Here is a 25,844-nt window from a genome sequence, read left to right on the forward strand (position 1 = left end):
CCTCTCTACCGAGGTTAGGATGTGTCCCATGAGCATCGACCCCACCGACCCCAGATCGCCGTCACGGCAGATCGCCGACGACCTGCGAGCAGCTATCGAAGCCAAGCGGCTCGCTGCGGGCGACAAGCTGCCGTCGGAGAGCGAGCTGGTCGAGCAGTACAAGACCGCACCCCAGACCGCACGCAAGGCCATCGCGCTGCTAAAGAATGAGGGGCTGGTCGAAGGACAGCGTGGACGCGGGGTGTTTGTTGTCCAGCGGCCCCCCATGATCCGGGTGGGGTCAGACCGCTACGCACGCCACCTCCGGAACGCAGGCAAGGCCCCGTTCCAAGCGGAGGTCGAGCTCATGGGCCTCACATGGCGCCAGGAGGTCCTCGAACTGGCCGAGGTGCCGGCGCCGGGATGGGTCGCCGAGTGGTTTGGCATCCCTGCAGAAACGACGGTATTCGTCCGGCGCCGCCGCACGTGGATCGAGCAGACCCCCACCCAGCTCGCGGACAGCTACTACGAGCTGGAAACCGTGGCCGGAACGCGCATCCGCGAGGAAGACACGGGGCCGGGGGGAGGATACGCCCGCCTCGAAGAGCGCGGCTTCCGCCTCACTCGGATCCGCGAGGAGCTGGAAACCAAGATGCCCACCCCGGCCGAGGTATCTGCCTTGCAACTGCGCCCCGGAGTACCGGTGGTGCACCTCCACCGAATCGCCTTCGCGGGGGATCGACCCGTCGAGGTCTTCCAGTCCGTCATGGCCGGCGACCGTCACACGTTCGCCTACGAGTTCGACGCGCCCGAGTAGGAGCACACATCATGGCAAATCTGGAGATCATCCACGCGACGGCCCCGACCCCGGGCGGAGTCAACGAAGACGCAATCGTCACAGGGCCAGCATTCGCGGTCGTACTCGACGGAGCCACAGCGACGGGGGCACCCACCGGGTGCGTTCACTCCGTCGCCTGGTACGTACGTCAGCTGGCGGCGCAGCTCTCCTGTGCGCTCCTGACGAGCGACGAGGAACTGCGGGAAATCCTGCGCGAGGCGATCCGTGCCCTCGTAGTTGAGCACGGTCGGACGTGCGACATGTCCAACCCGGACAGTCCGTCGTCGACCGTGGCCATGGTCCGAGCGCGGAACGGTGTCCTGGAGATTCTCTCTCTGGCCGACTCGCCGGTAGCCGTTCAGCGAACCGACGGCAGCGTCCAGGTCGTGGTCGACGACCGAACGTCTCACCTCGCGTCGTACACCAGGGATGCGGTTCGTGGGTTTCGGAATAGCGATGCGGGCGGCTTCTGGGTTGCCAGCACGAAACCCGAAGCCGCAGATCGGGCGGTGATTGCGTCCGTACCGCTCGCTGAAGTCAACGCTGTTGCAGTGCTGTCCGACGGCGCCAGCCGGCTCCCCGAGCGGTACGGATGGACTTGGAACCGCTTTATGGCCGCCCTGGTGTCCGATGGGCCGACGCACATCATCGACATCACTCGCGCCGCCGAGGCAGCAACGGAGGCCGGAGCATTCCGGGGCAAGCCCCACGATGATGCGACCGCTGTGCTGTGCACCATCCGGCTCTGACAGGTTCAGCGCCCTGAGAGTCGAGAACTCTATCCACAGGCAGGCAGCTCCACGCTGACCGTGGCGGACACGCCCGGCGGCCATCACAGCGTGAGTGGTCCTGCCCGGGTTCTAGGCTCGCAGCATCGCTGTACAGCCACGACTGACAAAGCAAAAGCGGCCCCCTCCGCCAAGAGAAATGGGCCGCTTCCACCACGTAGAGCTGTTGTCGGTCCGACGGTACCAGTCAGACCTAGGTCCGGACGAGAGGCACCCGCCACATCGCCCGGCCGGGGGAATCTCCTGGTGCCGACGGACCGACAACAGCGGGAGAGAGAGCACTCGTTGCGCCACCCCGCCACCCGACACCGCCGCCCCACTGCGGCCGCGCCGCCCATCCGTGACGCACGTCACGCAACCGCGGGTCACACGGACCCCGGATTCCCGACCTCTATGGGCATGCAGAACCACACCCATGCCCAGACCCGCCCCAACCACCACCCGGCCGTCCAGGCCGGGCTGCTCCTGGCCGTCGTCACCGAATCGGAGGTGACTCGATGAGCGAGGCTCCCCAGGGCATCGACGAGTCGGCGCGGATTGTTCGCGCCCTGCCGGCCAAGGGCGTAACGGTCTACCGGCCGATGGTGTTCAGCGGCGAGCTGGTGCACAGCCTGGACTACGTTGTGCTGCTGCACACGCTGTTCGCCATCGCCGACGGCAGTGAGATCACGGTGCCGGGCATCTGGAAGCAGCTCCAGGAGAAGGGGATTCGGTCCTCGAAGAAGGAGGACGTTCTGGTGGGCCGCGACGCGGTCTACAAGTCGTTCGCCCGGATCATCGAGGCCGGCTACATCCTGCGCACCCGGCTCCCGCATCCGGATGGCGGCGGGCGTCTCGGTCCGGTCACTTACGTGGCATATGAGGACCCCGAGGACAACGAGGCGTGGAAGGTCCAGCGAGTTGCGGCCGCACTGGGCGCCACCGAATCACCGCAGGTGGGACCACTTCCCGGGTACCGGGAAGTGGAGACCAGGCCTATCGGACATTCTGACGTTCTCGCAGGTGGGACCACTTCCCGGGTAGCCGGATCTGGTGTAGCCACTTCCGGCTACCCGGGAAGTGGTGAGCGCCACATTCCCGCAGGTCAGACCGCTTCCCGGGTATCGGGAAGCGGAGGGCTGTCCCCCCTACAACCCCCGGTGGTAGGAACTACCCCCCCTATCCCCCCAGTCGCACCGGTCCCGTCCGTCTCGGCTGATGCTGGGACGGGAAGGGGGAGGGGGAATCGCTCCGCGAACAAGACGAACCCCGCGCAGGTGACGCCGGAGCTGAAGGCCGCTGTCGCGTTCCTGATGGAGCTGCCCAAGCCGTTCGCCTGCGGGCTGCGGCACGCGAGGCGGTTCGCCCCGAAGCTGCTGACCGCGATGGCGTTCCTCGGCTGGGAGGAGCCGGACGAGTACCTGGCGATGGAGCTCGTCGCCAAGTCCGCTGACGGCCTGGCGGACCCGCCGGCCGCGATCGGGGTCCGGATCGAGGACCTGCGTCCCCGGCACATCGTGGTCCGCGACCGGGCCAAGCCCGCCCCGCAGACCCCGCCGCAGGCCCCGTGCCCGACGCACCCGGGCCTGGAAGCGGCCGGCTGCCCGCAGTGCGCGGCCGCCGACGCCATGGACCGTCAGCGACGCGAACTCGACGCCGCGAAGGGCATCGACGACGAGAGCGCCCGCAAGGCCCTGGAGGCGATGCTCGCCAACCGCGGCCCGCAGTCCCGTGCGGCCCGTGGCCGCGAGCACGCCGCCCGCCAGGGCGCGCAGGCCCGGGAAGAAGCCTCGAAGCGGGACGCCTACCTCCGCGAGCTCGAAGCCCTCAGCGGCTGACCGCACCCCCGGACAGCACGAAGCGGCCGCCGGAAAACCTCGCCAGGCCCGGCGGCCGCACGATCCCAACCCAAGAGACGAGATCACCATGAGCGTACCGAGCCAGAAGACCACCGCCCCCGACACCCCGGCCGACCCGGAGCCGGCGTTCGAGGAGCACGACTGGAGCGGCGAGCCGCCCACCGACACCGACGCGCCGGCGCCCCCGGTCCCGGCCGCGCGCCGCCCGAAGGGCCGCAAGGCCACCCGCACGAACAGCGCCCCGGACGACGCCGACCGGGACGAGACGTTCGAGAGGGTGCCGCCGCAGGACCTGGGCGCCGAGCAGTCCGTCCTCGGCGGGATGCTGCTGTCCAAGAACGCCATCACCGACGTGATCGAGGTCCTCAAGCCCACCGACTACTACCGGCCCGCCCACGAGCTGATCCACAACGCGATCCTCGGCCTCTACGGCCGCGGCGAGCCGGCCGACCCGATCACGGTGGCCGCCGAGCTGACCAAGCGCGGCGAACTCGTCCGCGTCGGCGGCCCCGGCTACCTGCACACCCTGGTCAACTCCGTCCCCACCGCCGCCAACGCCGAGTACTACGCCGAGATCGTCCACGAACGCGCCGTCCTGCGCCGCCTGGTCGAGGCCGGCACCCGCATCGCCGGCATGGGCTACGCCGCCGAAGGCGACGTCGACCAGATCGTCAACGCCGCCCAGGCCGAGATCTTCAACATCGCCGACCAGCAGGCCGACGACGGCGGATCACTGCTCATGGACGGCATGGACGACACCATCCAGGAGGTCCAGGACCGCCAGGCCGGCAAGGTCGCCATCTCCGGCATCCCCACCGGCTTCGCCGACCTCGACGCCCTCACCCACGGCCTGCACCCCGGCCAGTTCATCGTCGTCGCCGCCCGCCCCGCCATGGGCAAGACCACCCTGGCCACCGACGTCCTGCGCTCCGCCTGCATCGCCAACAACTACCGCGCCGTCATGTTCTCCCTGGAGATGGGCCGCAAGGAACTCCAGCTGCGCATGATCTCCGCCGAAGGCCGCGTACCGCTCAGCCACCTGCGCGCCGGCACCACCATGACCGACGACGACTGGGCCGGCAGCGCCCGCGCCCTCAGCCGCATGACCGACGCCCAGCTGCGCATCGACGACAACCCCGGCCAGACCGCGCTCGGCATCAGCGCCAAGTGCCGCAAGATCAAGCAGAAGCACGGCCTGGACCTGGTCGTCATCGACTACCTCCAGCTGCTCCAGCTCGGCGGCCGACGCCCCGAGACCCGCCAGCAGGAGGTCAGCGACATCTCCCGCACGCTCAAGCTCCTGGCCAAGGAGCTCGAAGTGCCGGTGATCGCGTTGTCCCAGCTCAACCGCGGACCCGAGCAGCGCACGGACAAGAAGCCGGTGGTCTCCGACCTGCGGGAGTCCGGCAGCATCGAACAGGACGCCGACATTGTGATCCTGCTGCACCGCGAGGACGCCTACGAGAAGGAGTCCAAGCGCGCAGGCGAGGCCGACTTCATCATCGGCAAGCACCGCAACGGGCCCACCGCCACCGTCACCGTCGCCTTCCAGGGTCACTGGTCCAGGTTCGTAGACATGACCCGCGACCCCGAGCCCGACCACGGCCGCACCTACGGCCCCGGCTCCTCGCCCCACCACAGCGAAGACCCGTCCATCGACGAGTACAGCGACTGGACCCCCAGCACCCTGGCCGAGGACCTCGGACTGTAGGACCGCCCAGAAGGGCTCTGACGGCCCCTCTGGCGGCCCCGGACCGCCTACGGGTCTACCGCCCCATCCGGGCCCTAGATCGCCCGGCAGAAGACGATCTAGCGATCCACCTCGGTCGGCGGCCCGCCGCCGGACGTACGGGAAGCATCCCAACCCGAGAGGAACCCCATCGTGACCAGCATCAACCTCCAGATGGACTCCCTCCAGGTCGCCGCGACCGGCCTGATCGGCGACTTCGCCGACATCACCGTCCGGGGCTCCCTCAAGGACCACCCCGACACCGTCGCCTACCGCCTGGCCCTGGTCGCCGAAATGGTCGCCGAGCTCCAGGCCGCAGTCGACGCCGAGCGCGCCGGCGGCCAGTGGCCGACGCTCCAGGCCGACCCGGAGTCCGCCCACGAGGAGGACGTTGCCTTCTACTCCGAGCACGAATGCGACTGCGAGCACTGCCTCCACGGCGGCTGACAGCTCGACGCCGCAACGAAAGAATCCCTAGGGACCTCACATAAGGAGCAACGACATGGCCAACAAGGTCAGTTCGATCGACGATGCCGACGAACTCGTGCGACGCGCCATCATCCACATCGGTGATTTCATCAGCAAGGGTGCTGCGCTGAGCGGGACTGGAGAGGGCGCGCGACTGCTTGCCCAGTGGGGTGAGCACGAGCTCAACGCCATCCGTGTCCAGGTCTTCGGAAGCCTCGACGGAAGCCAGCCGGCTGACCCCGAGATCCGGCGATTTGCGCTCAACAACCTGCGCAACCGGTTCTCCGAGGATCTTCCCGAGCCGCGGCCCTCGGCCGACTGACGGCCCTCACGCGCAGCCACCCGTCACTTGGCCTACGGCCGTCCGGGAGGCGTCTGGACCTGGGTTCTGGATACGGGTTCTAGATATTGGGCAGCGTGGGTGCTGCCAGGGTGGCAGCACCCACGCTGCTACCCCTGGCAGCACCGGTGCTGCCACCCCGGCCCGTGAAGCCCCGTCGGCCGGCCCGCGCAGCGGCCTCGCGCCTCGCGCGCGAGGACCACCTGTAGATGCCCTTCGGGCGTCCGGGAGGGGCTCGCCGCGTTCTCTCTCTACTTCTCTTGAGGGTGTCCGGCTGGTGAGGAGACCCCCATCCGGCTGGTGCATAGACCCCCGTCCGGCTGGTGAGGAGACCCCCACCCGATATGCCGCTTTTGGTCCGGTCCTGAAGTCACCCGTTCGGGGTTAGCAATTCCTTAGATCCAACCTTAGATCTGCGCTAGGATGGGTGCAGGAGGTACACCCATGTCAGAGGAGATCGACCCGGTCGCCGCGCTGCTCGCGGAGGTCGACCAGGAGGTGCTGCCGCCGCCGGCGGAGCGCCTGCGGCTACGGAAGGCAGCGAAGGTGACCCGCCCCAAGATGGCCGGGGCGGTCGGCGTGCGCGAGGAGACGATCTGGGCCTGGGAGACCGGGCGCAGCGAGCCGCGGCCGCCGCAGCGAGGCAAGTACGCCGAGCTGCTGCGGGGCCTCGCCACGCGCTTCCCCGCGCCCGCGACCGAGCAGCCTGCCCCGGTGCCGGTCGCGGTGCCGGAGGCCTTCGCCGCCGCCCCGGCGCCCGAGCAGGCGGCGCCGGCACAGCTGGTGATGCTGGACCAGAACCCGGACGGTTCGCTGCTGATGGCCGCGCCGCTGGCGTGTGTGCAGTGCGGGCAGCCGTCCGTCTACCGGGCGCAGGGCCGGCCGATGCACCTGGGCGGGTTCTGCCGCCCCGGCGCCACCCCGGCCACCCCGGCCGTCCCGGCCGCCGTGCAGCCCGTCGAGCAGATCCCGGCCGTGGCTCACCAGGCCGCCCCCGCTGCTGCGCCGTCTGCACGTCGTGCGGTGTCATCACGTCCGGCGGCGTCCTCCAGGGCGCGCAAGGCTCCGGCGAAGACGGCTGCGGCCACCGAGGGGCCGGCCGACTGGGAGGCGGCCGCGGCGGCGCGGTTCCCGGCAGGTCCCCTCGCGGTCCTCGACGTCGCCCCCTCGGGCAAGGGCTTCGTGGCCTACCTCGCCGACGGCACGGTGGCGCCGACCGCCCCGGCCGGCCGGACCCTGGCGGCCGTCGTGGAGTGGGCGCTGGAGGCCGGGTTCGGCTCGGCGCGGCTGCACCGGCACGGCAAGGACGGCGACGCCCTGGTCGTCATCGCCGACGCCGCGCTCGCCGAGCTCGGGCTGCCCCGGATGGGCCGGGACGAGAAGACCGAGTTCGTGCAGCGCCTGGGCCAGCTGCCGAAGACCCACAAGTCGGTCAAGGCGGTGGAGAAGGCGGGCTGGCTGCTCACCCAGCGTGGCCTCGGTCCGTGGGCGCGGATCTACCGCACCCCCGAGGACGGCCGCCGCCAGTGCGTCCAGCTGTGCATCCCGGCCTGGGGCGCGCTGACCTCCGGCGGCTGGACCATCCCCGACGACCTCGCCCCGGCCGACCTGGCCCGCCTGCTCGGCACCTACGCGAAGCGCGTCCTCACCCCGCGCGGCTCCACCGCCGTCTCCGGCCTCGAGCTGGTGACCGCGCTGCGCCCGCCGACCCGCGCGGTGCGCACCGACACGGGGTGGACGTCCGGCGCGGTGGAGGGCTCGCGGCCGAAGGACGGGTTCGATCCGGCGCCGTCGGAGGTCCCGGACGTGCATCCGCTCGCCCAGGACCGCCAGCTCGGCGACGAGCTGGTGACCGAGGCGTGGGACTGGCACCGCGAGCTGACCGACGCGGAGAAGGCCGCGCCGTTCGCGGTCGGCCTCGACGTCAACATGGCCTTCCTCGCCGCCGCCGGCCGCCTGATCCTGCCGCTGTCCGGGCCCGTCCAGGAGTTCAACCCGGTCTTCGACCCGAAGACGCCGGGGTCGTGGCTGGTGGACCTGTCCGGCATCGACACGAACCCGCTGCTCCCCTCGCCGTTCACCGCCGACGGCTCCCGGCCGACGGGACCGGCCTGGTACTCCACGGCGAAGGTCGCCTACGCGGTGGAGCTCGGCGCCACGGTGCAGCCGCTGGAGGCGTACCTGCGGCACGAGAGCGGCCCGTACCTGGACCCGTGGCACAAGCGCCTCCGGGCTGCGTACGTCGACACGATGGCAGCCCTCGGTGTGCCGCTCACCCTCGCCGACACCGACCCGCTGGCGTTCCTCGACGCCATGGCCGCCGTCAAGCAGGGTGACCCGGCCGAGGTCGCGGTGCTCACCGCGATCAAGCAGACCGCCAAGGGCACCATCGGCAAGATGCGCGAACGCCCCCGCGGCCACGGCTACAAGCCCGGCGAGCGCTGGGCCGCCCTGGACCGGCCGACCTGGGACCCGCTGATGCGCGCCCTGGTCATCGACACCGCCACCGTCAACCTCCACCGCAAACTCCGCAAGATGGCCGGCCACACCGGCCTCTACGCCCTCGCCGTCCTCTCCGACTGCGCCGTCTTCGCCGCCCCCGGCCCCGGCGCCCTCGACATCCTCACCCGCCCCGACGCCACCCTCACCACCTCGCTGCGCCTCGGCGTCAGCCCGGGGATGGTCAAGTTCGAGGGCAGCAGGCCGATGAGCGAGGTCGCCGAGCTGATCGCGGAGGGGACCAACCCGGCCCGGCACATGAAGGCCGGCGGCATCGTCTCCGCCGACGAGTAGCCGCACCCCGGCCGGGCCCGCACGACGCGGGCCCGGCCCGCACCACCCACGACCAGCACGACAGCACCAGCAGCGGCCCGCCGACCGGCGGCCGCGACAGGGGAGGACCCGCATGGAGCACACGGAGCAGGATCCGCGTGTCGAGCAGCTCGCCGTCGCTTACTGGCACCACATCAGGTCGGCGCCGGCCGCCTGGGCGCGCCTGAAGCCGGAAGTCCGGGCCCAGATGCTCGAGCAGGCCGGCACCTGGCTGCGCGCGGCCGAGCAGGCCGGCCTTCTACCCCCGGCCGCCGCGCCGAGCGAGGACCACGCGGCGGTGCTGCTGGACGACCGGGGCACGGTGTGGGCCGAGGTGCCCACCAGCGACGGCCGCGAGGACCTGCTGCTGCCGCTGGTGTACGCCCGCGAGGAAGCGACCTCGCGCCACGACCTCGCCGACCAGGGCGCCCGGTTCACCCACATCGGCTGGGCCCGCTGACCGCAACCCGCCCGCCTGACCAGCCGACCGGCCACCACGAACGTCGTCATCATGAGGAAGGACAGTCCGATGGGGGAGATCGACGAGGGCCTGGGCCGCGCGGAGCGCACCCGCCCGATCCCGCAGTCCACCGCCGCCCAGGTGCGGTTCCTGCTCAAGGGCGCGAAGGGCTCCACCAAGGCGCTCGCCGCCGAGCTCGGCGTCTCCCAGCGCACCGTGCAGCGCTGGCTCAAGGGCCAGGGCGCCCCGAAGCCGGCCGCCGCGAAGAAGGTCGAACAGCAGGTCCGCGCGAAGTGGCAGCCCAAGGTGCGCCAGCGGGTGCGCCGCGAGGCCGAGCAGCGCGGCTTCATGCTCCACATGAGTGCCACCTTCGGCTACAGCTCCGCGGCCGGCTCCACCGACGACCCCCGCTCGCGCACCATCACCCAGAAGATGCCCGGGTCCGTCGCCCAGAAGTTGTACGCCGCCCGGGACGCCGGAGCCGGCCAGGCCGAGCAGGAGCGGATCCTCGCCGAGGGCCTGCGCGAGCACTACTTCAAGGACAACGGCCACCGCGCCGGCGGCCTCGACGTCGAGCTGAACGACATCTCCTGGATGGACGTCGAAGGCCTGTAGACCCCTGCCGTGCCCCCGGCCCGGTCCGGGGCCGGCGGCACCCCCGACACCCGCTCCGACATCGAAGGAGACCCGTGTGAGCACCCGCTACCTCCCCGTCGGCGAACCCGACCCCGAGGTCTTCGACACCCCCGACTACAGCCGCGCCGGCTGGACCTTCGCCGCCGCCTCCGACCTACGGCCCGGCCCCGTCGCCGACGTCCTGGTCGCCGTCACCGGCGAGGACGGCCGCGAGCAGTGCGACGTCCAACTGCTCCTGCAGCCCACCGTCGGGTGCAGCATGCGCGTGCGCGCCCGCCACCACGTCGCCCACTACTCCGACACCGACGAGGAGCCGATGGTGGAGACCCTGGACGCGGACCTCGAGGGCGTCGACAACCTGCGTATCAGCCTCTACGGCAGCTGGGGCCGGCTCGGCCTGGCGGCAGCCCTGCGCGAGGCCGCCGAGATGCTCGAGGCCGCCGACCGGCTGCCCGACGGCACCTGAAACCACCCACCCGGCGCCCCAGCCCGACGCCGCGTCGCCTTCGTACCGTCCTCGTGTCGCCGAAAATAGGGGTACAAGGGCGCTCGAAAAGGCGGACCCGGGCCGACTGATAAACCCGCGACCGGAATTCACCGGTGAACATCCGACAGACAAGAGGAATGCCGTGGAGGAGAGACTCGAACTGCCGCTGACCGCGGTCGAGGGCGAGATGTTCCTGCCCGCCGCCCCGGCCGCCACCGCCCGCTTCACCGGCACGCCCTCGCCCAAACGCACCGCCGCCGGCCTGCCCGGCCACTGCGACACCTGCGTCCTGACCGGCCACCAGAACGCCCACCCCGACCTCGACTGCGCCGACGTCGGCTGCCACGGCGCCCACGGCCTCACCGCGACCGGACTGCACATCTGCGCGGACTGCCACCACCCCATCACCGGCCACTGGCTCTCCGACATGCCGCTGCCCGGCGAACGCGGCGACACCGAGCTCCGCTACTGGCACACCGGCCCGAGCGCCTGCGCCCAGGCCGCCGGCTGAACCAGCGCCGCTCCTGACCGGTGAGTGGCCCTCGCGCTCGAATCGCGAGGGCCACTCAGTGCGTGAGCCTACGGTCCCCCCGCCCCTTGGAGGCCTGCCCGGCCGCAGACCCTCCCCTCGATCTCCCCACCCCGGCCGGGTGCACGCCGCTGCCCTGCCGGACGGCCGGGCCCGGGCGGCAACCGAGCCGCCATCGCGGCCCACTGCGCCGCCTAGGCGGGCCGCGGCGTGCTTCGCCCCCGCACCCGTGACCAGCGCCTGGATGCGCTGGACCATCCAGCTGCCGCCTACCCTGCGCCGCCGGATCCGCCATCCGGGCCGTGGCCGGCCCAGCCGTCGGCCCGTCGCCGCACCGCTCGCGCCGAGGACGGCGCTCCCTGGGCAGTTGCCGTCGACGAGCTGGCGGGCACCCGTGCAGGGCCAAGGCCCCTGCCGCACCGGCCTGCCGAGCGCACCGGCCCGCGGGCCGACCCTGAAGCCCCGACCGCCAGAGCCCACCTGGACGAGACCGAGCTGCGCCACCATCACGACGACCACAGCAGCGTCGGCCCGGCCCGGCGCGGGCCGCGCCGGTGATCCCGCGCCGCCACCGTGTACCGGCAGGGCACGGAAGCCGGCCGCCCGGTGGATGAGCGCGGAAAGGGCCGTCAAGGCCCGGGTCCGGCGGCAGCCGGACTTCCGTGATCGGCGCCGTACAGTCCAGCTACAACGGTCAGCAGTTGGCCGCGGTGCCAAGCCCGGGGAGCGGGAGCGGCACGGACGGCAAGCCCGCCGGAGGCCGAACGGTGGCGGCGCTACTCGGGGGGAGGCCTCGCGGCTTGCGGGATCGGGCGTAGCCCGATGGGCAGCGTGCGACGGCGGGGTGGTTCTAGGGTATGTAAAGAGGGGGAACGCTCTGACCTGGGGAAACGCTTGACGAGTGTGGGGTTGTAACCCCCATTACTGACAAGTAACTGAGGACTGTAATCCCACACTCGGGATCCGGCGCGCCGAATGAGGGTCCTAGACCCACAAAAGTTATCTCTCGGGATAACCTTTGGTGGTGATCAGTCCCTCGACGGGCGGCCGTGTGGTGCGCCTTCCCTCATCCCGGCCGGGCCATCAGCCCGCCAAGCCCCCGCCTCCCGAGACCGCGGGCGGGCAGAACGTCGTCGCGATCCGTCTGGAGCCGGGCGAGTCCGTCTCGGTCAACCCGGCTCCAGCCCCGGAGCCGGGGGCCGGTCGGCGTGAGGACTTCGACTTCCTCGGGCACACCTTCTACATGGCCTCCAAGGAGCTGTCGGCGAAGCTGCCGTTCATCGGCCTGACCGCCACCGAGTACGACGTCTGGCACACCATGCTCGGCGCCCAGCTCAAGGGCGGAATCGTCCTGACCACCGTCATCAAGCTCGGCGAGCGCCTGGGCATCGGCCGCAAGGAAGCCGGGGAGGCCCTGGCGAAGTTCCTCGGCATGGGCTTCATGTGGTTGGAGAAGCGCGGCCGCTACAGGATCAACCCGCGCATCGCGTTCTGGGGCAGCAGCGCCGAGCAGCAGCGCGCCCTGGCGCTGATGCCCGACAGCATCCCCGAGATCCGTCTGCCCGAGGGCGAGGTCCGCCCGCCGCGCCGCACCCGCCGACCTAAGCTGGAGTCGCTGTGATGACCGCCGAACGCCACGACCAGGACCAGGAGACCGCGACCTTCCTGACCGCCGAGGACTCGGTGTTCACGGCGCAGGACCTCTCGCGTGCGCTACCCCTGTACCGGCTGACGACTCTGCAGTACGACGTCTGGCACACCGTCCTTAGCGAGATGACGGACGGCGGCTGGGTCCCCCTCACGCTGGAGGAGATCGCCGACCGGCTCGGCACCAAGAAGAGCAACATCTCGCCGGCTCTCGGACGCCTGGCCGAGCTCGGTCTCATCTGGCGCGTCTCCAACGGCCTGCACCGCATCAACCCGCGGATCGCCTTCAAGGGCAGCCAGGAGGAGTGGGTCGAGGCGCTCTCCGAGGTGCCAGCCGACGTCCCCGAGGTGATCCTCCCGGCCTACCACCGCCGGCCACCGCGCGGCGGCCGCGGGGGCCTGGCCGCCACCGGCTGAACGACTGACACCAGTTGACTGCTGACCGCGAGTGCGGGTTGGAAGCCCACAGAAGTTATCGCCAGACATAACCTGCAGGGTCGAACGCGCCCTCCGTTGCCAAGCGGGTCGGCCAGCGCTCACCGACCGTCAGCGATCCGGTCGACTGGCATGCTCGCGACGGTAAAAATCCCTGGTCACAGCTCTATTCGAGCGACGTCGGCAGGCCTAGCATTCCGGGCACGGCAGCCTCACCACGCCCCGTCAAACGGGCTGCCGAGCAGGTCGGCCGCGCCTTCGCGACGGCGTGCCGGCGCCTCCCACGGCCGGAGCCCCGGGCACCCCCCTGCCCCAGGGCTCCGGCCGCGCTGTCGGTCGGGGCTACGTCCTGACGTGACCGGGGTGGCTGCGGCACTCAGCTCGTGGGCGGCGGTGTCGCCGGGTCTGGGTAGAGCAGCGCGGCGGTGTCGAAGGCCGCGCGCACCATGGGGACGGCCATCGCGGGGGTGAGGGCGGCGCCGGTCGTCTTGCCGTGCGAGAGCTTGTTGCGGATTTCCCGGCCGCACTGGAGCCGCTCGCGGAGGTCTTCCGAGATGACGTTCCGGGCGGCGGCGAGGTCGATCAGTTCCTTGAGCGGCTTCTTGGAGGCCAGGTGCGTCGCGAGAGCCGCCTCCAGCGCGAACAGGGAGAACGCCACGGCGACGGTGGTGAACTCGTACCGGTAGTAGGAGTGCCGGATGAGCTCGCGGGAGGTCTCCAGCACGCTGGTGACGGAGGCCGGCGCGTGGGCGGGCAGGACCAGGTCCTCGACGAGGGCGTGCATGTCCGAGTACTCGCCGACGAAGTAGTGCGCGCGGGAGTCCGGTACCGGCCAGGGCAGCGGGCCGGGGAGCGGCGGGAGGGTGTCCATCCGCGCATCCTTCCGAACCCGCCCGCTCCGGCGCCAGGGATTTCGCAGGCCGAGGCCGCGATGGCCGGCCTGCGGATCGCCGCGCGGCTCTGTCCACAGGCAGACCACCCCAGGATCGCCAGCGGGGCCGGAGCGAATCCGGCCTGCACGCCGATCACGACCGAGGGGAAGACCATGCCCGAGCTCCTGGAGAAGACCGGCGGCCACCTGCCGCACCGCGACTACATCGCCCGCGTCGTCGCCGAGCTGGAGGCCATCGGGCGCGGCCCCGACGCCTGGCGGTTGGACGTGGGCCCCGCCGACGGCCCTGCCCTCCAGGCGCTGCTGACCTGGCGGGCCGACGACGCCGACGCGCACCTGGTGCTGGCCATGAACTGGGACAGCACCGACGGCTGGGCCTACAGCCGCGACTTCGACCGCGACGACTTCGTGTGGGTGGAGCTGGACGTCCACGCCATGTCGGACCCCGCCGGCCTGGCCCGGTCCCTGGAGTACTTGCTGGACGACGCGATCCCCGGGCCGATGCCCCTGGCGGCCTGCTGGGAGGGCGCCGGACGCCTGGACGACGCCGTCCGCGCCTGGCTCGCCGCGCGCTGACGGCACCGGCCGGTGCGCGGGTTCCCGGGTGCGTCCCCGCGGACCGGCCCGAGGCGGCCACCGTCGACACCACAGGGCCCGGCCCGGCGCGGTGCACGGCGGCGGCCGCCTCGGCCTGCCACCGATGAACACCGTCCAGGAACTGCGCGCCGCGCTGCGCGCCGGCCACGGCTTCCCCGGCGACGCGGAGCGCCTGGCCGCCGAGCAGCTGCTGCGCCGGGTGCCGGCGGACTGGCTCGACCAGGCCGACCGCGTCGGCACGGTTGTGGACCTGGTCACCGTTGCCGAGATCGTCACCGCCTACCGCGGCCGCGTACTGCTGAGCGCCGACTCGGAGACGGCCGACGCCGTGGACCAGCGCGCTGGGGCGGACGGCGAGGCGGACCGGAGTGCGGCCGAGTGAGACGGGTCAAGCGCCGGGAAGCCCGCAGGGCGGGGGAACACGTCGAGCAGCTGCGTCCGCTGCTGCCAGACTGGCTGACCATGAATGCCGAACACCGCCGCCCGCTGTACCGCCCGTTCTCCGAGCCCTCCACCGACAACCCCGCCCCGGCCGACGGGCGGGCCCGGCTGCTCGCCGTCGAGCGGGCCCCTTTCCTGGAGCCGGCCCACGACGACGTCGCCGTGCCCGCGGTCGTGCCGGGCGGTCGCCGCCGGCTGGGGCCGGGCGCCCTCGCCGGGCCGGCCGCCGGATCCGAGGGCTGAGCACGCTGTGGTCTCCGGAACCTTCGCCGAGAAGCTGGACCACCTGTTCCGCACGGTCCACCCCGCCGGCCGCGGCCCGTACACCCTTCAGGAGGCCTCCGAGGCGATCGGGGCCGGGGCGGGCGAGGGCCGGGCGGGGCTCTCGGCGAGCGCGATCCAGAAGCTGCGGATCGGGACCAAGACGAATCCGACGATGCGCACGATCGAGAGCCTCGCCCGTGTCTTCGGCGTCGCCCCGCAGTACTTCTTCGACGACGCGCCGCCCGCCGGGCCGGCCGACCCCGGGCTCCTGGCGGCCGTGGACGTGCCGGGGGTGCGGGCCCTGGCCCTCGACGCGGCCGCCCTGTCCCAGGAGAGCCGCGCCGCGGTGCACGCCATGGCGGTGCGGCTGCGCGAGCTGGAGGCCGGCGCGGTCACGCCTCGGCGAGGATCAGGGCGCTCTCGATGACCGAGCACAGCGCCGGCAGGTCCCGGACCGGGTCGCCCAGGACGGTGCTGGGCGCGGCGGCGGCGACGGCGCCGACGACGACCAGGGCGAGCTGCTCCGCCGTCGTCAGGTCCGGGGCGCAGCCGGCCGCGGTGGCGCCGAGCACGACGTAGGCGTCCAGGGCGTAGCGCAGCTCGCCGGTGATCTCGCCGTCGCCGTCGGGCAGGATCTCGCGACCCAGCACCTGGCGCACCGCTGCGGCGAACATCTGCAGCACCCGCTGGTGCCCCTGGTCGCCTTGGCGGGCCGCCACCGTCTCGGCCCAGAGGGCGGCCCGCTCGCCGACGGCGCCCGCGTCGGCGATGGCCTCGAGCACCTCGTCGCTCACCGGCTCCGGCTCGAACCGGGTGTGGTGGTCGACCGGCTGCGAGAGGGGCCGCAAGGACAGGGGCAGGGAGAGAGAGGTCGTCATGGCCGGTGAACCGCTCCCGGCCCCGGACGGTCACGGCCCGGCCGGGCCCGGTCGCGGTAAGCGGCATGCACCCCCCGGCCCCGAGAACGTCCTCGAGGCCGGGCAGCTCGGCGCCGGCGGCCCGGGGAGTGCTGCATCCGGAACTGCCCGCCGCAGGTCAGCGCGGCGCTGCACTTCGGCCGACCGAACGGTCGTTGCTGCACCGTGCAGCGCTGCGCTTTGCGGGTGCAACGCCCGGGTTCCGTTGCTGCAACGAAACGCCGCCGCACTCCGGGGCCCTGTTCGGGCTGGGGTTTCGTTGCTGCAACGAAACCCACCGGTGCGCTGCGCGGCCTGGCGGCCTGGCCCCGGTTGTCCCGGTGAGATGGGGCCCGGCTTCGGGGGCGGTGCAACGAAACCCGTAGGGTCAGCGGGTATGAGCGTGGATCAGCCGGCCCTTGTCGACCTGCCGCTGCGGCCCCCGGGCGCGTGCGAGGGGTGCGGCCGCGCGCTGCGACCGGCCGGGACCGGACGCCCGCCCCGGTTCTGCGGCTCGACGTGCCGCTCGGCCGCGCACCGCCGCCGAGCCAAGACCGTCACGCAAACGCCGCAGGCCACCGCCCCCACCGCCCCCACCGAGGCGCAGCCCGAGTACCGGGCGCGGCTGCTGGAGGGCGCCGACGCGGTCACCGCCGCCACCCTCGCGCTCGCCGACGCCCTCGACCAGGGCGAGGCCCCCGACCGGACGGCGGGCGCCCTGCGACTGCTGCTCGCCGCCGCCACGCAGTTGACCGACCGCGCCACCCTGGAAGCCGGACCGGCAGCCGGTGCAACGAAACCCCGGGCCGCCGACGGGGCACAGCCGGCCCTCCCGGCGCCCCGCGGCGACGACTTCCGTGACGGCAACGAAACTCCGCCCGCCCCGCCAGAGCCCGCAGCGCCCGCGTTCCGTGGCGGCAACGAAACCCCGCCCACCGCCCACGCGCCGGCGCCCGCCGCTGACGGCCCGGCGCCCGCAACCGCCCGCCCGGCCCCCGCGGCCGTCACCGTTCCCCACCCGGACAACAGCGACCTGCAGCCCGACACGGTGCTGCGCGCCACCTCCGACCCGGCGCGCCGCTTCGGACCCCCGAACCGCACCGACGACCTCGAGCTCACCTTCGGTCCGGGCTGGACGACGTCGTCCTGGACCGCGTCGCAGGCCCGCAACATCCACCAGCTCCACCACCACGGCGCCCGCGTCGGCTGGGCCGCGCTGCTCGGTGACGGGCCGTGGGGCCTGGGCGGCTGGATCGCGGTGCTGCACCTGGCCGACGGCCGCGCCGAGCCGCTGCTCGCAGGCCTCGGCCGGCCCCGCTTCCACCGCGACCAGGGCGAGGCCCTCGACGCCCTGCGCAGCGCCCGCCTCACGCCACCGGCCACCGCCGCGCGAACCCCCGACAGCGTTCGTCCGGCGCTGCGGACCTCCGGGTGGATCGGCCCGCGGGCGGTCGAGCCCGGCCTGGTGACGGTGCCCCGTGAGCCGGTCCTGCGCGGCCTGCCTGACATCGACGCCACCCGCCCGCTCGACCCGTCCGTCTTCGGCGACTACTGGAAGCTGCTCGGCTGGACCGTGCAGCCGGACGTCTGGCTGGTCACCGGGGAAGGCCACACCGTGGGCTGGGTCGAGCGGGGCGTCGTGGACCCGACCCTGTGGGTCGCCATCTACGAGCAGGCCTTCCTCGTCACCGGCGGCACCGACTACCCGATCCTCCACGACACCCCCGAACAGGCCGCCCACACCGTCATGAAGGCCTACCTGCAGCAGGTCTGACCGGGAGCCCGCCCGCCGTCCGGCTACGCGGCCTTCGCCGACGGGCATCAAGGTGCCGGGCGGACACCCGTCACCGCCGACCCGGCGGGACAGCCGGCGCCCTGGTGAGTTTCGCATTCCTGAAACTCCCCAATGCAGGTCAGAGGCGGCATGCACCGCGTGATCTCATGTGGGCACACCCCCACCGGAGCGGCCGACTGCGCGGCCCGCGCAGTCGCCTCACGCACTCGGGGACCGGGCCGGTGAGAATCGGCGGCCGGCAGGTGAGTTCGGTGCGTACCGCCGATGATTTTCGCAGGCCGGAACTCCCCGCCGCAGGTCGCGCCGACGGCGGCGACGTCCTGGTCGTGGTGGTCGGCGGCCGGGCCCGGGCCGAGCGGCCTGCGTACGGGAGCGCTCATCTGGCCGGCCCCGACGCCGGTCCGTCGGCGGCGGCGAGCAGCATCGCCTCGCCGATCGCCGCACACACCTCGGGGAGGATTTGGTCGAAGTCGCCGAGCACCGCGCCCGGCATCTCGAGGACCAGGGCGCCGACCGCGAGCAGCGCCACCCGCTCGGCCCGAGTCAGCAGCCGGCGGCCGGCGGCCTCCATCACCAGGAACCGGACCAGGGCGGTGAGCTCGTACCGCTGCTCGTGGTCGACGTCGCCCTCCCCGGCCGGGTCGATGGAGGACGTCACCGCGGCCACCGTGTCCGCCACCCGGCGCAGGCTGCCGCCGAGGGCGAAGAGCGGCCCGTCCACCTCGCCGACCGGATCGGCGCCCTCCAGCACACGCCCGGCCAGCACCAGCAGCCACGCCTCCACCCGGGCCCCGGTGGCGCCCGCCAGCTCCAGCGCCGCGCGCTCCGCCCCGGTCAGCTCCTGGCCCTCGTACCCGGTACCCGGCAGCGTCATCACGTTCGTCGTCATGCCCAGAGAACTCACCGGCGGCCGAACGGGTCACGGCGGGGCGGCGAGTTTCGCCCCGGGACGAAACTCAACCTGCCTGCGCGAAACTCCCCACCGCAGGTCAGCGCCCCGGGCCCTTTGCGGCGTACACCGTACGCCGCACTCTGCGCAGAGCGCCGACCGCCACTGCGCAAGGCCGCGCAACCGCTCTGCGCACGCCTACGCAACGCGGTGCGTTTCGACCCGCAAGACCGATGAGTTTCGCCCCGGAGCCAAACTCACCGGCCCACCCGAAACTCCCCACCGCAGGTCACACCCTGTGCGGAGCCGCCCGCAGTCGCACGAGCCCGCCACCGCACCGCCCGCACGACGAACCCCGCTGCGCAACGCACCGGCGACCCGCTGCGCATGCGCAAGGCGCCCCTGCGTACGCAAAGGGCCGGCCTCTGCGCAGCGGGCACCAGCTGCGCAACGCACCCGGCCGACCGGATCTGCTGCGCATGCGCAGCACGTCGCAGTCGCACCCGGCCCCGGTCCGCCGCACTCTCCGCGGTGCACCAGCTCCGCGCAGCACAGGTCGGTGCGGTACTCGGGCCTGCTGCGACTGCGACCGCTGCACCGCCAGGCGCGGGGTGCAGCACCGAGCCTGCAACACCGAACCGGGCGCTGCACCTCCGCAGCGCCCCGCTGCACCCCGACGTGCAGCAGGTGCAGCGGCGCTGCTGCACCTGGTGGTGCAGCAGCGTCGCTGCACCACGGGACAACATGCCGCCCGGGCCGGGACAACATGCCCGTCCCGCACCGCCGCTCCGGTGGTTGTCCCGCCCGGACCGGCCCCGGGTTTCGCCTCGAATCGTGCGAGGCGAAACCCGGGTGCGGCCCTGACCTGGGCGACTACCATCCGGACATGACCAGCACCGTGCCGCCCGTCGCCACCGACCAGCCGGCCGACGGCGACGACCAGGTCCCCCGCTGCGCCCGGCCCGAGTGCCCGAACCCGGCGACGAAGGGGCGTACCGGCCGCCCGAAGCAGTACTGCTCCCGGGCCTGCCGCAGCAAGGTCGACCGCGTCAAGGCCAAGGCCCGCGACGCCGCAGCGGACACCGTCGCACCGGCCGCTGCACCAGCCGCTGCATCGGCTGGTGCAGCGGCTGCCGAGCCCGGGCCCGCTGCGACTGCGACACCTGCATCAGCCGATGCAGCGCCCGCGGCACCCCGGCCTGCTGCGACTGCGACCGCTGCACCGGCCGGTGCAGCGCCCATGCCCGCTGCACCCGATGCTGCGACCGGGCCGGCCGGGGAGGACCGGTGGGGGGAGGACGGCCGGAAGCTGCTGGCCGTCGCCGAGGCGATGCACCGCCGGCTGACCCGCTTCCTGGAAGAGACCTCGACCGGTGACCCGGTGGCCGCGTTCGACGCGCTGGCCAAGGTCGTGTCCGCCTACGGCACCCGCGCCTACATGACCGCCCAGGAGATCCGGGACAAGGCCCGCTGGCCCGACCTGAGCGAGCACGAGCGCATCGTCGCCCGCTCCCGCGAGCGGATCGACCGCTGGGCCGCCGACGACCCGGACGGCCCCGACACCGAACAGGACGCCCCGGACGCCGACCCGGGCAACGACACCCCGGACCCGAGTTGCGCCTCGCGGGGCGAAACCGCCGCCATCGGCGAGCACCAGGAACAGCCGCTCCCGCAGCAGCCGGCCGGGCCCGAGGCCGCGCAGAAGGCCGCGTTCACCGACCCGCAGATCCGATTCGACTTCCCGCCGTTCCTCGGCGACCTGGAACTCACCTTCGGCCCCGGCTGGGAGCTCGGCTCCTGGGACACCGAACCCGAAGCCGAAGGCGTCCTCGAGCTGTGGTTCGCCGGCAAGCCGATCGGCTGGACCGCCCCGCTCCCGGACGGCCCGTGGGGCCCGGGCGGCTCCATCGCCGCCCTCCACCGCAGCGACGGCACCGCCACCGTCATCACCGACGGCTACGCCCGGCCCCAGTGCTACCCCAGCCCCGAACTCGCCCTGGACGCCCTCCAGCGCGCCTACACCGCCCGTACCGCCGAGGCCCCGCCGCGCCACTGACCGGCCCTCTTCTGCTGCCGTAGGGGCGGCCGTGCTGGTTGCCCCTGCGGTTGCCTCTGAGGTTGCCCCTGTGGTTGCCCCTGCGGTTGCTCCAGAGGTTGCCCCTGCGGTTGCTTCGAGTTAGTCCCCTCAAAACCGCGAAACCGCAGTTCAGACCATGGGGACAACCCCCTCCGAAAACGCCGACTACTTCTATATGGGGTGGTGTGCGGCTGGCGAAGCTCGAGATGAGGGGTGGTGGGAGGACTGGTGGGTGGGTGGCTGAGTGGTGGGAGTGGGTGGGTGGAGCGGGGAGGGCGGGTGAGGTGGTGGGTGGAGTGGGGCGGGGTGGTGGAGCAGGTGGTGGGTGGTGAGGGCGGGGAAGGGGGGTGGAGAGCGGAGTGGAGGGGGTGGTGGGTGGTGGGTGGTGAGGGCGAAGACGTGGGTGTGTGGGCGGATGGTGGGTGAGGGCGGGGTGGGGTCGGACGTGGGTGTGCGGGTGTTGGCGGGGTGAGGGGTGGGACGGAGCGGGGAGGAGCGGGCGGGGGTCGGTGAGGGCAGGGAACGGGGCTGTGGGGGAGTGAGCGGGGGAGCTGGAGGGTTCGGGGCGGTACGGGTGGCTGGGGGAAGGCGGAGAGCGGCGTGGAGGGCTGCGGGGGTGCGGGGGCCGCTGGCCCGGCCGCCGCCGGGCGGCCCCGTCCGGAGCGGCCACTGGCCAGGCATCGGCGGACCCGTCCGGGCCAGGCTCCGACCTCGGGAGCGGCCGTTCCGGCCTGCATCTTGTGGATTGCCTTGTGGAGTGCCTTGTGAGTTGCCTCTTGAGTTGCCTTCTGAGGTGTCTTGTGAGCACCCAGCCCATCGGCTCGGCTCGGTATCACGGCAGGTCAGACCCCTTGTCCAAGGTCTGGGAAATGCCGACAACCTCTTCTTCCTGGTCTTTTGGTCTTGGTCAGTTCGTGGTTTGCACCTGCGGTGGGCTGTTGGGTTCTTGGTGTGCGTCCGGCGAAGCCGTCCGCAGACCGGCCCGGCGGCCGGCCCCGGCCCGGACTTCGTCGTGGTGGTCTGGCTCTGCCGGGGCGGTTGGTGGCGGTGGTGAGCGTCCGGCGGCGCCGGCCGCGACCGACGGGCGGCCAGGCCCGGCCGGAGCCGCGCACCCGCGCCTGTGCCGGGCTCGTTGAACCGCCGTGACCAGCCGCCGCGCCCTCGGCCCCGACGCGGCCCGCGCCCTCGCCCCCAGCGCCTCCAGGACGGCCAGCAGCCGCCCTGAACCCGCCCCGCACCCGGTTCCAGCACCACCAACCCGCCCCGACGCCGCACAGGCCCTCCAGCGGCCCGCAGAGCAGGCCGCAGACGCCATCGCCGCGCTGCGCCACGTCCGCACCCCGGCCGCCGTCCTCGAAGCCGCCCTCCACCTCGCCCAGGCCCTCCTCGACCGCCCCCGCGAAGACCCCCACCTCCTCCAGGCCGCCGAGGGCCTGGCCGCCGTCATCCCGCAGTACCTCACCCCCGCCCGCACACCCGCCGCCCCGCCGTCCGCCCGGCTGCGCCCCGCCCCGGAGCCGGCCGTCTCCGCCTTCGGCACCCTGCTGGCCTGACCCGCCGACCGCCCGCCGACCGCCCGCTGGCCGCGTGCCGGCCGCGTGCGGCGGGCCCGTCGCGGGTAGTGTTCCGGGCAGTGCCCAAGCCGCCGTGACCGGTGTGCACGCGGGCCCGGCGAGGCGAAAGTGGCCGCCGGAGTGCCCCGGGTGACTCCCCGGGGGCGTCCCCGGGTGGTTCCCCGGGGGGAACCTCTCGCCGGAGTTTCGACATTTCCCCAGCTCAGCCCCCAGATTCGGGCCGACCAGGATTGCCGACAACCCTCTCCCTTCCCTCTTGTACCTGTAGTTGGTGGTGTGGGTGTGGTGGGGCAGGTCGGGTTCGGGTTCGCTCCGGGTCCGGCGGGCCCTGGTGCACGCTCCCGGGCCGCTGTGGCCCTCCCTCCCGGCCGGGCGGCCGGGCGCCTCCCGGTGGTCGGCGCGGGGCCGGGCGGGCAGCGGGGGCGGGCGGCGGCGGCCCGGTGTCGGTGCTGTGCGGTAGAGCAGAGAAGATCAGCAGCACGAACCACCGGCACGGGGGCAGGCATGAACCACGACCAGGACGACGGCCAAGGCGAGCAGCACGACCAGGAGCAGCCGGCCCGGCCCGCCCGGGTGAACTTCCGCCGGGGAGCCCGCAACCCCAACGGCTCGGGCGCCGCGCTGCGCGCCGACGTCCTTGCGGTCCTCGGCGTGCTCAAGGTGGTCACCTACAAGCAGCTGCACGCCCTCATCGCCAACGACGAGTACCGCACCCTCCACCGCACGGAGCACGTCGCCGAGGCCGTCCGCGACCTGATCAAGCACAAGCTGGTCGAGGAGCGCGGCCGGACCGGCACCATCGGCACCGGCAAGCTCGGCGGCCCGGCCGGGAACAAGCAGCAGCCCAGCACCCCGGCCGGGCCCAAGAAGCCGGGCGGCGCAGGCGGCCCCGGCGAGAAAATCTTCGGCCTCACCGCAGCCGGACTCCTCGCCGCCGCCGAAGCCCTCGGCGACGACCGCGAGATGGGCGGCTACGCCCGGGGAACCGGATCCACCGGTGCACCCCACGCCATGCTCGTCAACGAGATCATCATCGCGGGAGTCACCGGCACCACCACCCACGGCGCACCGCCCCGCGACGACGACCGCCAGGCCCCGCCGCGCCGCGCCCTTCCCGAGGGGCCGCTGCCCGGCGGCCTGGACGCCTGGGCCACCGAAGTCGCCCACACCATCGTCGGCAAGCACACCGTGATCCCCGACGCCGTCGTGCGCCTGCCCGAGCTCGGCTACCCCGTGCTGTTCCTGGAGGCCGACCGGGGCACCATGACCAACATCGGCACCGTCGCCGCCAAGCTCGACAACTACCACCGCTGGTTCGGCAAGCTCGTCAAGGAGGGCTACTACGAGCGCCCCCTGTTCGAGATCACCTACGGCTCCCTCACCACTCCCGAATACGGCTACCTCCACAGCGACGTGGTCCGCCCGCCCGTCCTGTTCGTCTTCGACCGCGGCCTCAAGGGCAGCCGGCCCCGCTTCACCGAGAAGGGGCTGTACGCCCGCATGGACGCCTTCGGCGCGGCCACCCGCCAGCACTGGCAAGGCCGGTACCACGAGGAGGAGGGCGTCAAGTACCCCTCCTACGACGGCAAGATCCCCGTCCTGGCCACCACCACCGACCGCCTCTTGGCCGGCGGCTTCCTCGGCCCCGACACCTGGTGGCGCTACGGCCTGGGCACCTGGACGAACCTCGCCCACGCCCTCGACCCCAAGCCCGACCGCGACCTGATCCGCAAGCGCCGCAAGGCCCGCAAGGACCAGGAAGCGATCGACGCGGCAGCAGCGGCGAAGGCCGAGCAGGACGCCCTGGACGCCGAACAGCTCGCCAAGCTGCTCGCCGCCCGCGCCCACAACGACACCCTGCACCCCTGCCACACCTGCAAGGGACCGCTCGGCGGCGCGCACGGCTCCACCCACGAACTGGACGAGAACGCCGACCCGGAGCAGCTGGAGTGCCCGGCCTGCGACCACCAGCGCCGCCGGGACCGGGGCCGGCCGATCCTCCTGGACCTCCCCTCCGACCGCGACCGCCGCAAGGCCAAGCGGGACGGTCCGCCAAAGGACGACCCCTGGTGGACCGTGCGCCTCATCCACGCCGACCGCTGGACGAAAGCCGACCGCAAGGAAGGCAACATCCCCCTCTCCATGTGAATGGGAAAAGCAGCCAGTAGTAAGAGCAACCAAGGGCCCCGCGAAGCAGCTTTCGCGGGGTCCTTTGCGCATTTCGAAACAGGCTGGTAAAACGTCATCCACTGATGAAGTCGAAAGGAGTTTACGTGACCGGCCGTCTAAATCCGCGCGAAGTTGTCCGACGCACCGCCACAGGAATGACCGTCGAACAGGTCCAGGAGGCCACCCAAGAAGCCGCATCATACGAGCGCCAGCGCTCCCGGGTCTGCGACAACGAAGGCGACGCGGCAGTAATCCAGGCCGCTATCGACGGACACAAGGAATGGCGCAGGATCGCCGATCTCATGGCAGAGCAGCACCTCACCGCCTACGACCCCGACGCGGACCCGATCGTCCAGCGCCGACGGAGCTGGGAGCAACGGGCCCGCCCCGCCCCGGCCCCCGCCGCGATCGACGCCCCGGCCGAAGACCCCCACGCCCTCACCCTCCTCACCGCCCTGCGCCGCGCCGGCCTCCAGCCCACCGAAGCCGATCACCACACTGCCCACCGCCTCGCCCGCCTCGACCAGCACACCATCACCACCATCAGCGGCTGGATCGAAGCCGCTCACACCACCGCCCTGCGCCGCACCGCCCCGGCCCCGCCCGGCAGGCCCATCGTCCGCCGCCCCCCGATCCGGCCGGACGGCGGCCAGCAGTTCCCCGCGTAAGGCCAGGAGTTCCACCTGGCGGCCCGCCGTGCCGAGCGGGCCGCCCCTTCCCTACCGCCGCCGATGCCGACCCCGACCCGGCCCGATCCGCCCACGGGAAAAGACAGGAATTCCCGGCAGAGCAAAACTGAAACAACGGTGACTTTCGCTCGACGGGCGAATAAGCCGGGCCGCCCGCCTTTCCGATTCGCCGGACCGTCCGGGGAAGCCCGGTCCGTACAGCCCATCTGGCAGGAACACCTGACGGGGTACATGTGATACATGCCTGAGAGGTGACCATCCGTCAGACGCTACCCGATGTCCCGTCAGTCCGCAGCAGTGCGGCCGGTCTAGACCAATCTGGCGGGAGTGAAGCCGACCCGCACACGCCCCCGGCGCCCACCCCTCCCCCAGTCAGCCCGTCGTAAGATCAACCAAAAACCCAGTTCAACGACCTGAACGAGCCCCAGCACCCGGAGGGAATGGAGCGAAGCGGAGTGACCGACAGGCCCGAGCGAAGCCGGGCCGGCCTGACCGAAGGTCAGGCCACGGACACGCGGAGCGGGTCCGCCCACCGCCCGAAGGGCGGTGGCGAACGGAGGGCCGAAGGCCCGTAGG

The 25,844-nt window shown here is 72.5% G+C and carries 24 protein-coding genes and 1 pseudogene; 22 read left to right on the plus strand and 3 right to left on the minus strand.

Going from position 1 to position 25,844, the window contains the following annotated elements:
- Nucleotides 1–28: 28 nt before the first annotated feature.
- The 13 genes and pseudogenes from OG823_RS34420 (at nucleotide 29) to OG823_RS34480 (ending at nucleotide 12,967) form a co-directional block, all read left to right on the plus strand.
- Nucleotides 29–796 (plus strand): GntR family transcriptional regulator, encoded by a 768-nt coding sequence (locus OG823_RS34420; RefSeq protein ID WP_371484863.1) that lies wholly within the window; start codon nucleotides 29–31, stop codon nucleotides 794–796.
- 11 nt (nucleotides 797–807) lie between these two features.
- Nucleotides 808–1,566: a protein phosphatase 2C domain-containing protein gene (locus OG823_RS34425; RefSeq protein ID WP_371484865.1), complete on the plus strand. Its 759-nt coding sequence runs from the start codon at nucleotides 808–810 to the stop codon at nucleotides 1,564–1,566.
- A gap of 1,295 nt (nucleotides 1,567–2,861) precedes the next feature.
- Nucleotides 2,862–3,422: a hypothetical protein gene (locus tag OG823_RS34430; RefSeq protein WP_371484867.1), complete on the plus strand. Its 561-nt coding sequence runs from the start codon at nucleotides 2,862–2,864 to the stop codon at nucleotides 3,420–3,422.
- 88 nt (nucleotides 3,423–3,510) lie between these two features.
- Nucleotides 3,511–5,028 (plus strand): annotated as a pseudogene (dnaB, locus tag OG823_RS34435) (replicative DNA helicase); the annotation flags it as partial.
- A gap of 297 nt (nucleotides 5,029–5,325) precedes the next feature.
- Entirely contained in the window at nucleotides 5,326–5,619 is a 294-nt protein-coding gene (locus OG823_RS34440; RefSeq protein WP_371484869.1) for a hypothetical protein, read from the plus strand.
- A 55-nt stretch (nucleotides 5,620–5,674) separates the two neighbouring features.
- Nucleotides 5,675–5,962, plus strand: a complete 288-nt coding sequence (locus OG823_RS34445) for a hypothetical protein (RefSeq protein WP_371484870.1) — start codon at nucleotides 5,675–5,677, stop codon at nucleotides 5,960–5,962.
- Nucleotides 5,963–6,424: 462 nt separating this feature from the next.
- Nucleotides 6,425–8,773, plus strand: coding sequence for a helix-turn-helix transcriptional regulator (locus tag OG823_RS34450; protein WP_371484871.1), 2,349 nt, complete (start codon nucleotides 6,425–6,427; stop codon nucleotides 8,771–8,773).
- Between the two features lie 112 nt (nucleotides 8,774–8,885).
- The gene (locus tag OG823_RS34455) at nucleotides 8,886–9,251 is read left to right on the plus strand and encodes a hypothetical protein (protein ID WP_371484873.1); all 366 of its coding nucleotides are present in this window, start codon (nucleotides 8,886–8,888) and stop codon (nucleotides 9,249–9,251) included.
- Between the two features lie 51 nt (nucleotides 9,252–9,302).
- A complete protein-coding gene (locus tag OG823_RS34460) occupies nucleotides 9,303–9,866 on the plus strand; it encodes a helix-turn-helix domain-containing protein (protein ID WP_371484875.1) in 564 nt (187 codons plus the stop codon).
- A 76-nt stretch (nucleotides 9,867–9,942) separates the two neighbouring features.
- Nucleotides 9,943–10,353, plus strand: a complete 411-nt coding sequence (locus OG823_RS34465; protein WP_371484876.1) for a hypothetical protein — start codon at nucleotides 9,943–9,945, stop codon at nucleotides 10,351–10,353.
- Nucleotides 10,354–10,516: 163 nt separating this feature from the next.
- Nucleotides 10,517–10,885 carry a hypothetical protein gene (locus OG823_RS34470; protein WP_371484878.1) on the plus strand — a complete coding sequence of 123 codons (369 nt, stop codon included), beginning with the start codon at nucleotides 10,517–10,519 and terminating at the stop codon, nucleotides 10,883–10,885.
- Between the two features lie 1,042 nt (nucleotides 10,886–11,927).
- Nucleotides 11,928–12,524 (plus strand): hypothetical protein, encoded by a 597-nt coding sequence (locus OG823_RS34475; protein WP_371484880.1) that lies wholly within the window; start codon nucleotides 11,928–11,930, stop codon nucleotides 12,522–12,524.
- Complete coding sequence (locus OG823_RS34480) at nucleotides 12,524–12,967, plus strand: MarR family transcriptional regulator (protein ID WP_371484881.1); 444 nt, start codon at nucleotides 12,524–12,526, stop codon at nucleotides 12,965–12,967. Before OG823_RS34475 ends, OG823_RS34480 begins: the two co-directional genes overlap by 1 nt.
- Before the next feature lie 394 nt (nucleotides 12,968–13,361).
- On the opposite strand, the gene OG823_RS34485 is transcribed toward OG823_RS34480, so the two are convergent.
- Entirely contained in the window at nucleotides 13,362–13,856 is a 495-nt protein-coding gene (locus tag OG823_RS34485) for a hypothetical protein (RefSeq protein ID WP_371484883.1), read from the minus strand.
- Between the two features lie 174 nt (nucleotides 13,857–14,030).
- On the opposite strand from OG823_RS34485, the gene OG823_RS34490 reads away from it, so the two are divergent.
- The 4 genes from OG823_RS34490 to OG823_RS34505 all read left to right on the plus strand — a co-directional run bounded on the left by OG823_RS34490 (nucleotide 14,031) and on the right by OG823_RS34505 (nucleotide 15,606).
- Nucleotides 14,031–14,453: a hypothetical protein gene (locus OG823_RS34490; RefSeq protein WP_371484885.1), complete on the plus strand. Its 423-nt coding sequence runs from the start codon at nucleotides 14,031–14,033 to the stop codon at nucleotides 14,451–14,453.
- 124 nt (nucleotides 14,454–14,577) lie between these two features.
- Nucleotides 14,578–14,856 carry a hypothetical protein gene (locus OG823_RS34495; protein ID WP_371484886.1) on the plus strand — a complete coding sequence of 93 codons (279 nt, stop codon included), beginning with the start codon at nucleotides 14,578–14,580 and terminating at the stop codon, nucleotides 14,854–14,856.
- An 80-nt stretch (nucleotides 14,857–14,936) separates the two neighbouring features.
- Nucleotides 14,937–15,158: a hypothetical protein gene (locus OG823_RS34500; protein ID WP_371484887.1), complete on the plus strand. Its 222-nt coding sequence runs from the start codon at nucleotides 14,937–14,939 to the stop codon at nucleotides 15,156–15,158.
- A gap of 7 nt (nucleotides 15,159–15,165) precedes the next feature.
- On the plus strand, nucleotides 15,166–15,606 hold the full coding sequence (locus tag OG823_RS34505; RefSeq protein ID WP_371484888.1) for a helix-turn-helix domain-containing protein: 441 nt from the start codon (nucleotides 15,166–15,168) through the stop codon (nucleotides 15,604–15,606).
- Here OG823_RS34505 and OG823_RS34510 read toward each other — a convergent pair.
- Nucleotides 15,572–16,057, minus strand: coding sequence for a hypothetical protein (locus OG823_RS34510; protein ID WP_371484889.1), 486 nt, complete (start codon nucleotides 16,055–16,057; stop codon nucleotides 15,572–15,574). The genes OG823_RS34505 and OG823_RS34510 overlap by 35 nt on opposite strands.
- Nucleotides 16,058–16,472: 415 nt before the next feature.
- Here OG823_RS34510 and OG823_RS34515 point away from each other — a divergent pair, with 415 nt between their 5' ends.
- Nucleotides 16,473–17,849, plus strand: coding sequence for a hypothetical protein (locus OG823_RS34515; RefSeq protein ID WP_371484890.1), 1,377 nt, complete (start codon nucleotides 16,473–16,475; stop codon nucleotides 17,847–17,849).
- Between the two features lie 397 nt (nucleotides 17,850–18,246).
- Here OG823_RS34515 and OG823_RS34520 read toward each other — a convergent pair whose 3' ends face one another.
- Nucleotides 18,247–18,759: a hypothetical protein gene (locus OG823_RS34520; protein ID WP_371484892.1), complete on the minus strand. Its 513-nt coding sequence runs from the start codon at nucleotides 18,757–18,759 to the stop codon at nucleotides 18,247–18,249.
- A 1,240-nt stretch (nucleotides 18,760–19,999) separates the two neighbouring features.
- Between OG823_RS34520 and OG823_RS34525 the strand changes: the two genes are divergently transcribed.
- From OG823_RS34525 to OG823_RS34540, 4 genes are all read left to right on the plus strand, one after another.
- Nucleotides 20,000–20,815 carry a hypothetical protein gene (locus tag OG823_RS34525; protein WP_371484893.1) on the plus strand — a complete coding sequence of 272 codons (816 nt, stop codon included), beginning with the start codon at nucleotides 20,000–20,002 and terminating at the stop codon, nucleotides 20,813–20,815.
- A gap of 1,163 nt (nucleotides 20,816–21,978) precedes the next feature.
- On the plus strand, nucleotides 21,979–22,389 hold the full coding sequence (locus tag OG823_RS34530; RefSeq protein WP_371484894.1) for a hypothetical protein: 411 nt from the start codon (nucleotides 21,979–21,981) through the stop codon (nucleotides 22,387–22,389).
- A gap of 525 nt (nucleotides 22,390–22,914) precedes the next feature.
- On the plus strand, nucleotides 22,915–24,558 hold the full coding sequence (locus tag OG823_RS34535; protein WP_371484895.1) for a replication-relaxation family protein: 1,644 nt from the start codon (nucleotides 22,915–22,917) through the stop codon (nucleotides 24,556–24,558).
- 176 nt (nucleotides 24,559–24,734) lie between these two features.
- Nucleotides 24,735–25,247: a hypothetical protein gene (locus OG823_RS34540; RefSeq protein ID WP_371484896.1), complete on the plus strand. Its 513-nt coding sequence runs from the start codon at nucleotides 24,735–24,737 to the stop codon at nucleotides 25,245–25,247.
- Nucleotides 25,248–25,844 lie beyond the last annotated feature (597 nt).

The organism is Kitasatospora sp. NBC_00315 (assembly GCF_041435095.1).
In the GTDB taxonomy this organism is placed as follows: Bacteria; Actinomycetota; Actinomycetes; order Streptomycetales; family Streptomycetaceae; genus Kitasatospora.

Excerpts from the sequence above, each read along its gene's own strand:
- OG823_RS34420 (WP_371484863.1), top strand. The coding sequence starts at position 29 with ATGAGCATCGACCCCACCGACCCCAGATCGCCGTCACGGCAGATCGCC.
- OG823_RS34425 (WP_371484865.1), top strand. The coding sequence starts at position 808 with ATGGCAAATCTGGAGATCATCCACGCGACGGCCCCGACCCCGGGCGGA.
- OG823_RS34445 (WP_371484870.1), top strand. The coding sequence starts at position 5,675 with ATGGCCAACAAGGTCAGTTCGATCGACGATGCCGACGAACTCGTGCGA.
- OG823_RS34450 (WP_371484871.1), top strand. The coding sequence starts at position 6,425 with ATGTCAGAGGAGATCGACCCGGTCGCCGCGCTGCTCGCGGAGGTCGAC.
- OG823_RS34455 (WP_371484873.1), top strand. The coding sequence starts at position 8,886 with ATGGAGCACACGGAGCAGGATCCGCGTGTCGAGCAGCTCGCCGTCGCT.
- OG823_RS34460 (WP_371484875.1), top strand. The coding sequence starts at position 9,303 with ATGAGGAAGGACAGTCCGATGGGGGAGATCGACGAGGGCCTGGGCCGC.
- OG823_RS34480 (WP_371484881.1), top strand. The coding sequence starts at position 12,524 with ATGACCGCCGAACGCCACGACCAGGACCAGGAGACCGCGACCTTCCTG.
- OG823_RS34485 (WP_371484883.1), bottom strand. The coding sequence starts at position 13,856 with ATGGACACCCTCCCGCCGCTCCCCGGCCCGCTGCCCTGGCCGGTACCG.
- OG823_RS34490 (WP_371484885.1), top strand. The coding sequence starts at position 14,031 with ATGCCCGAGCTCCTGGAGAAGACCGGCGGCCACCTGCCGCACCGCGAC.
- OG823_RS34495 (WP_371484886.1), top strand. The coding sequence starts at position 14,578 with ATGAACACCGTCCAGGAACTGCGCGCCGCGCTGCGCGCCGGCCACGGC.
- OG823_RS34500 (WP_371484887.1), top strand. The coding sequence starts at position 14,937 with ATGAATGCCGAACACCGCCGCCCGCTGTACCGCCCGTTCTCCGAGCCC.
- OG823_RS34510 (WP_371484889.1), bottom strand. The coding sequence starts at position 16,057 with ATGACGACCTCTCTCTCCCTGCCCCTGTCCTTGCGGCCCCTCTCGCAG.
- OG823_RS34515 (WP_371484890.1), top strand. The coding sequence starts at position 16,473 with ATGAGCGTGGATCAGCCGGCCCTTGTCGACCTGCCGCTGCGGCCCCCG.
- OG823_RS34520 (WP_371484892.1), bottom strand. The coding sequence starts at position 18,759 with ATGACGACGAACGTGATGACGCTGCCGGGTACCGGGTACGAGGGCCAG.
- OG823_RS34525 (WP_371484893.1), top strand. The coding sequence starts at position 20,000 with ATGCCCGCTGCACCCGATGCTGCGACCGGGCCGGCCGGGGAGGACCGG.
- OG823_RS34535 (WP_371484895.1), top strand. The coding sequence starts at position 22,915 with ATGAACCACGACCAGGACGACGGCCAAGGCGAGCAGCACGACCAGGAG.
- OG823_RS34540 (WP_371484896.1), top strand. The coding sequence starts at position 24,735 with ATGACCGTCGAACAGGTCCAGGAGGCCACCCAAGAAGCCGCATCATAC.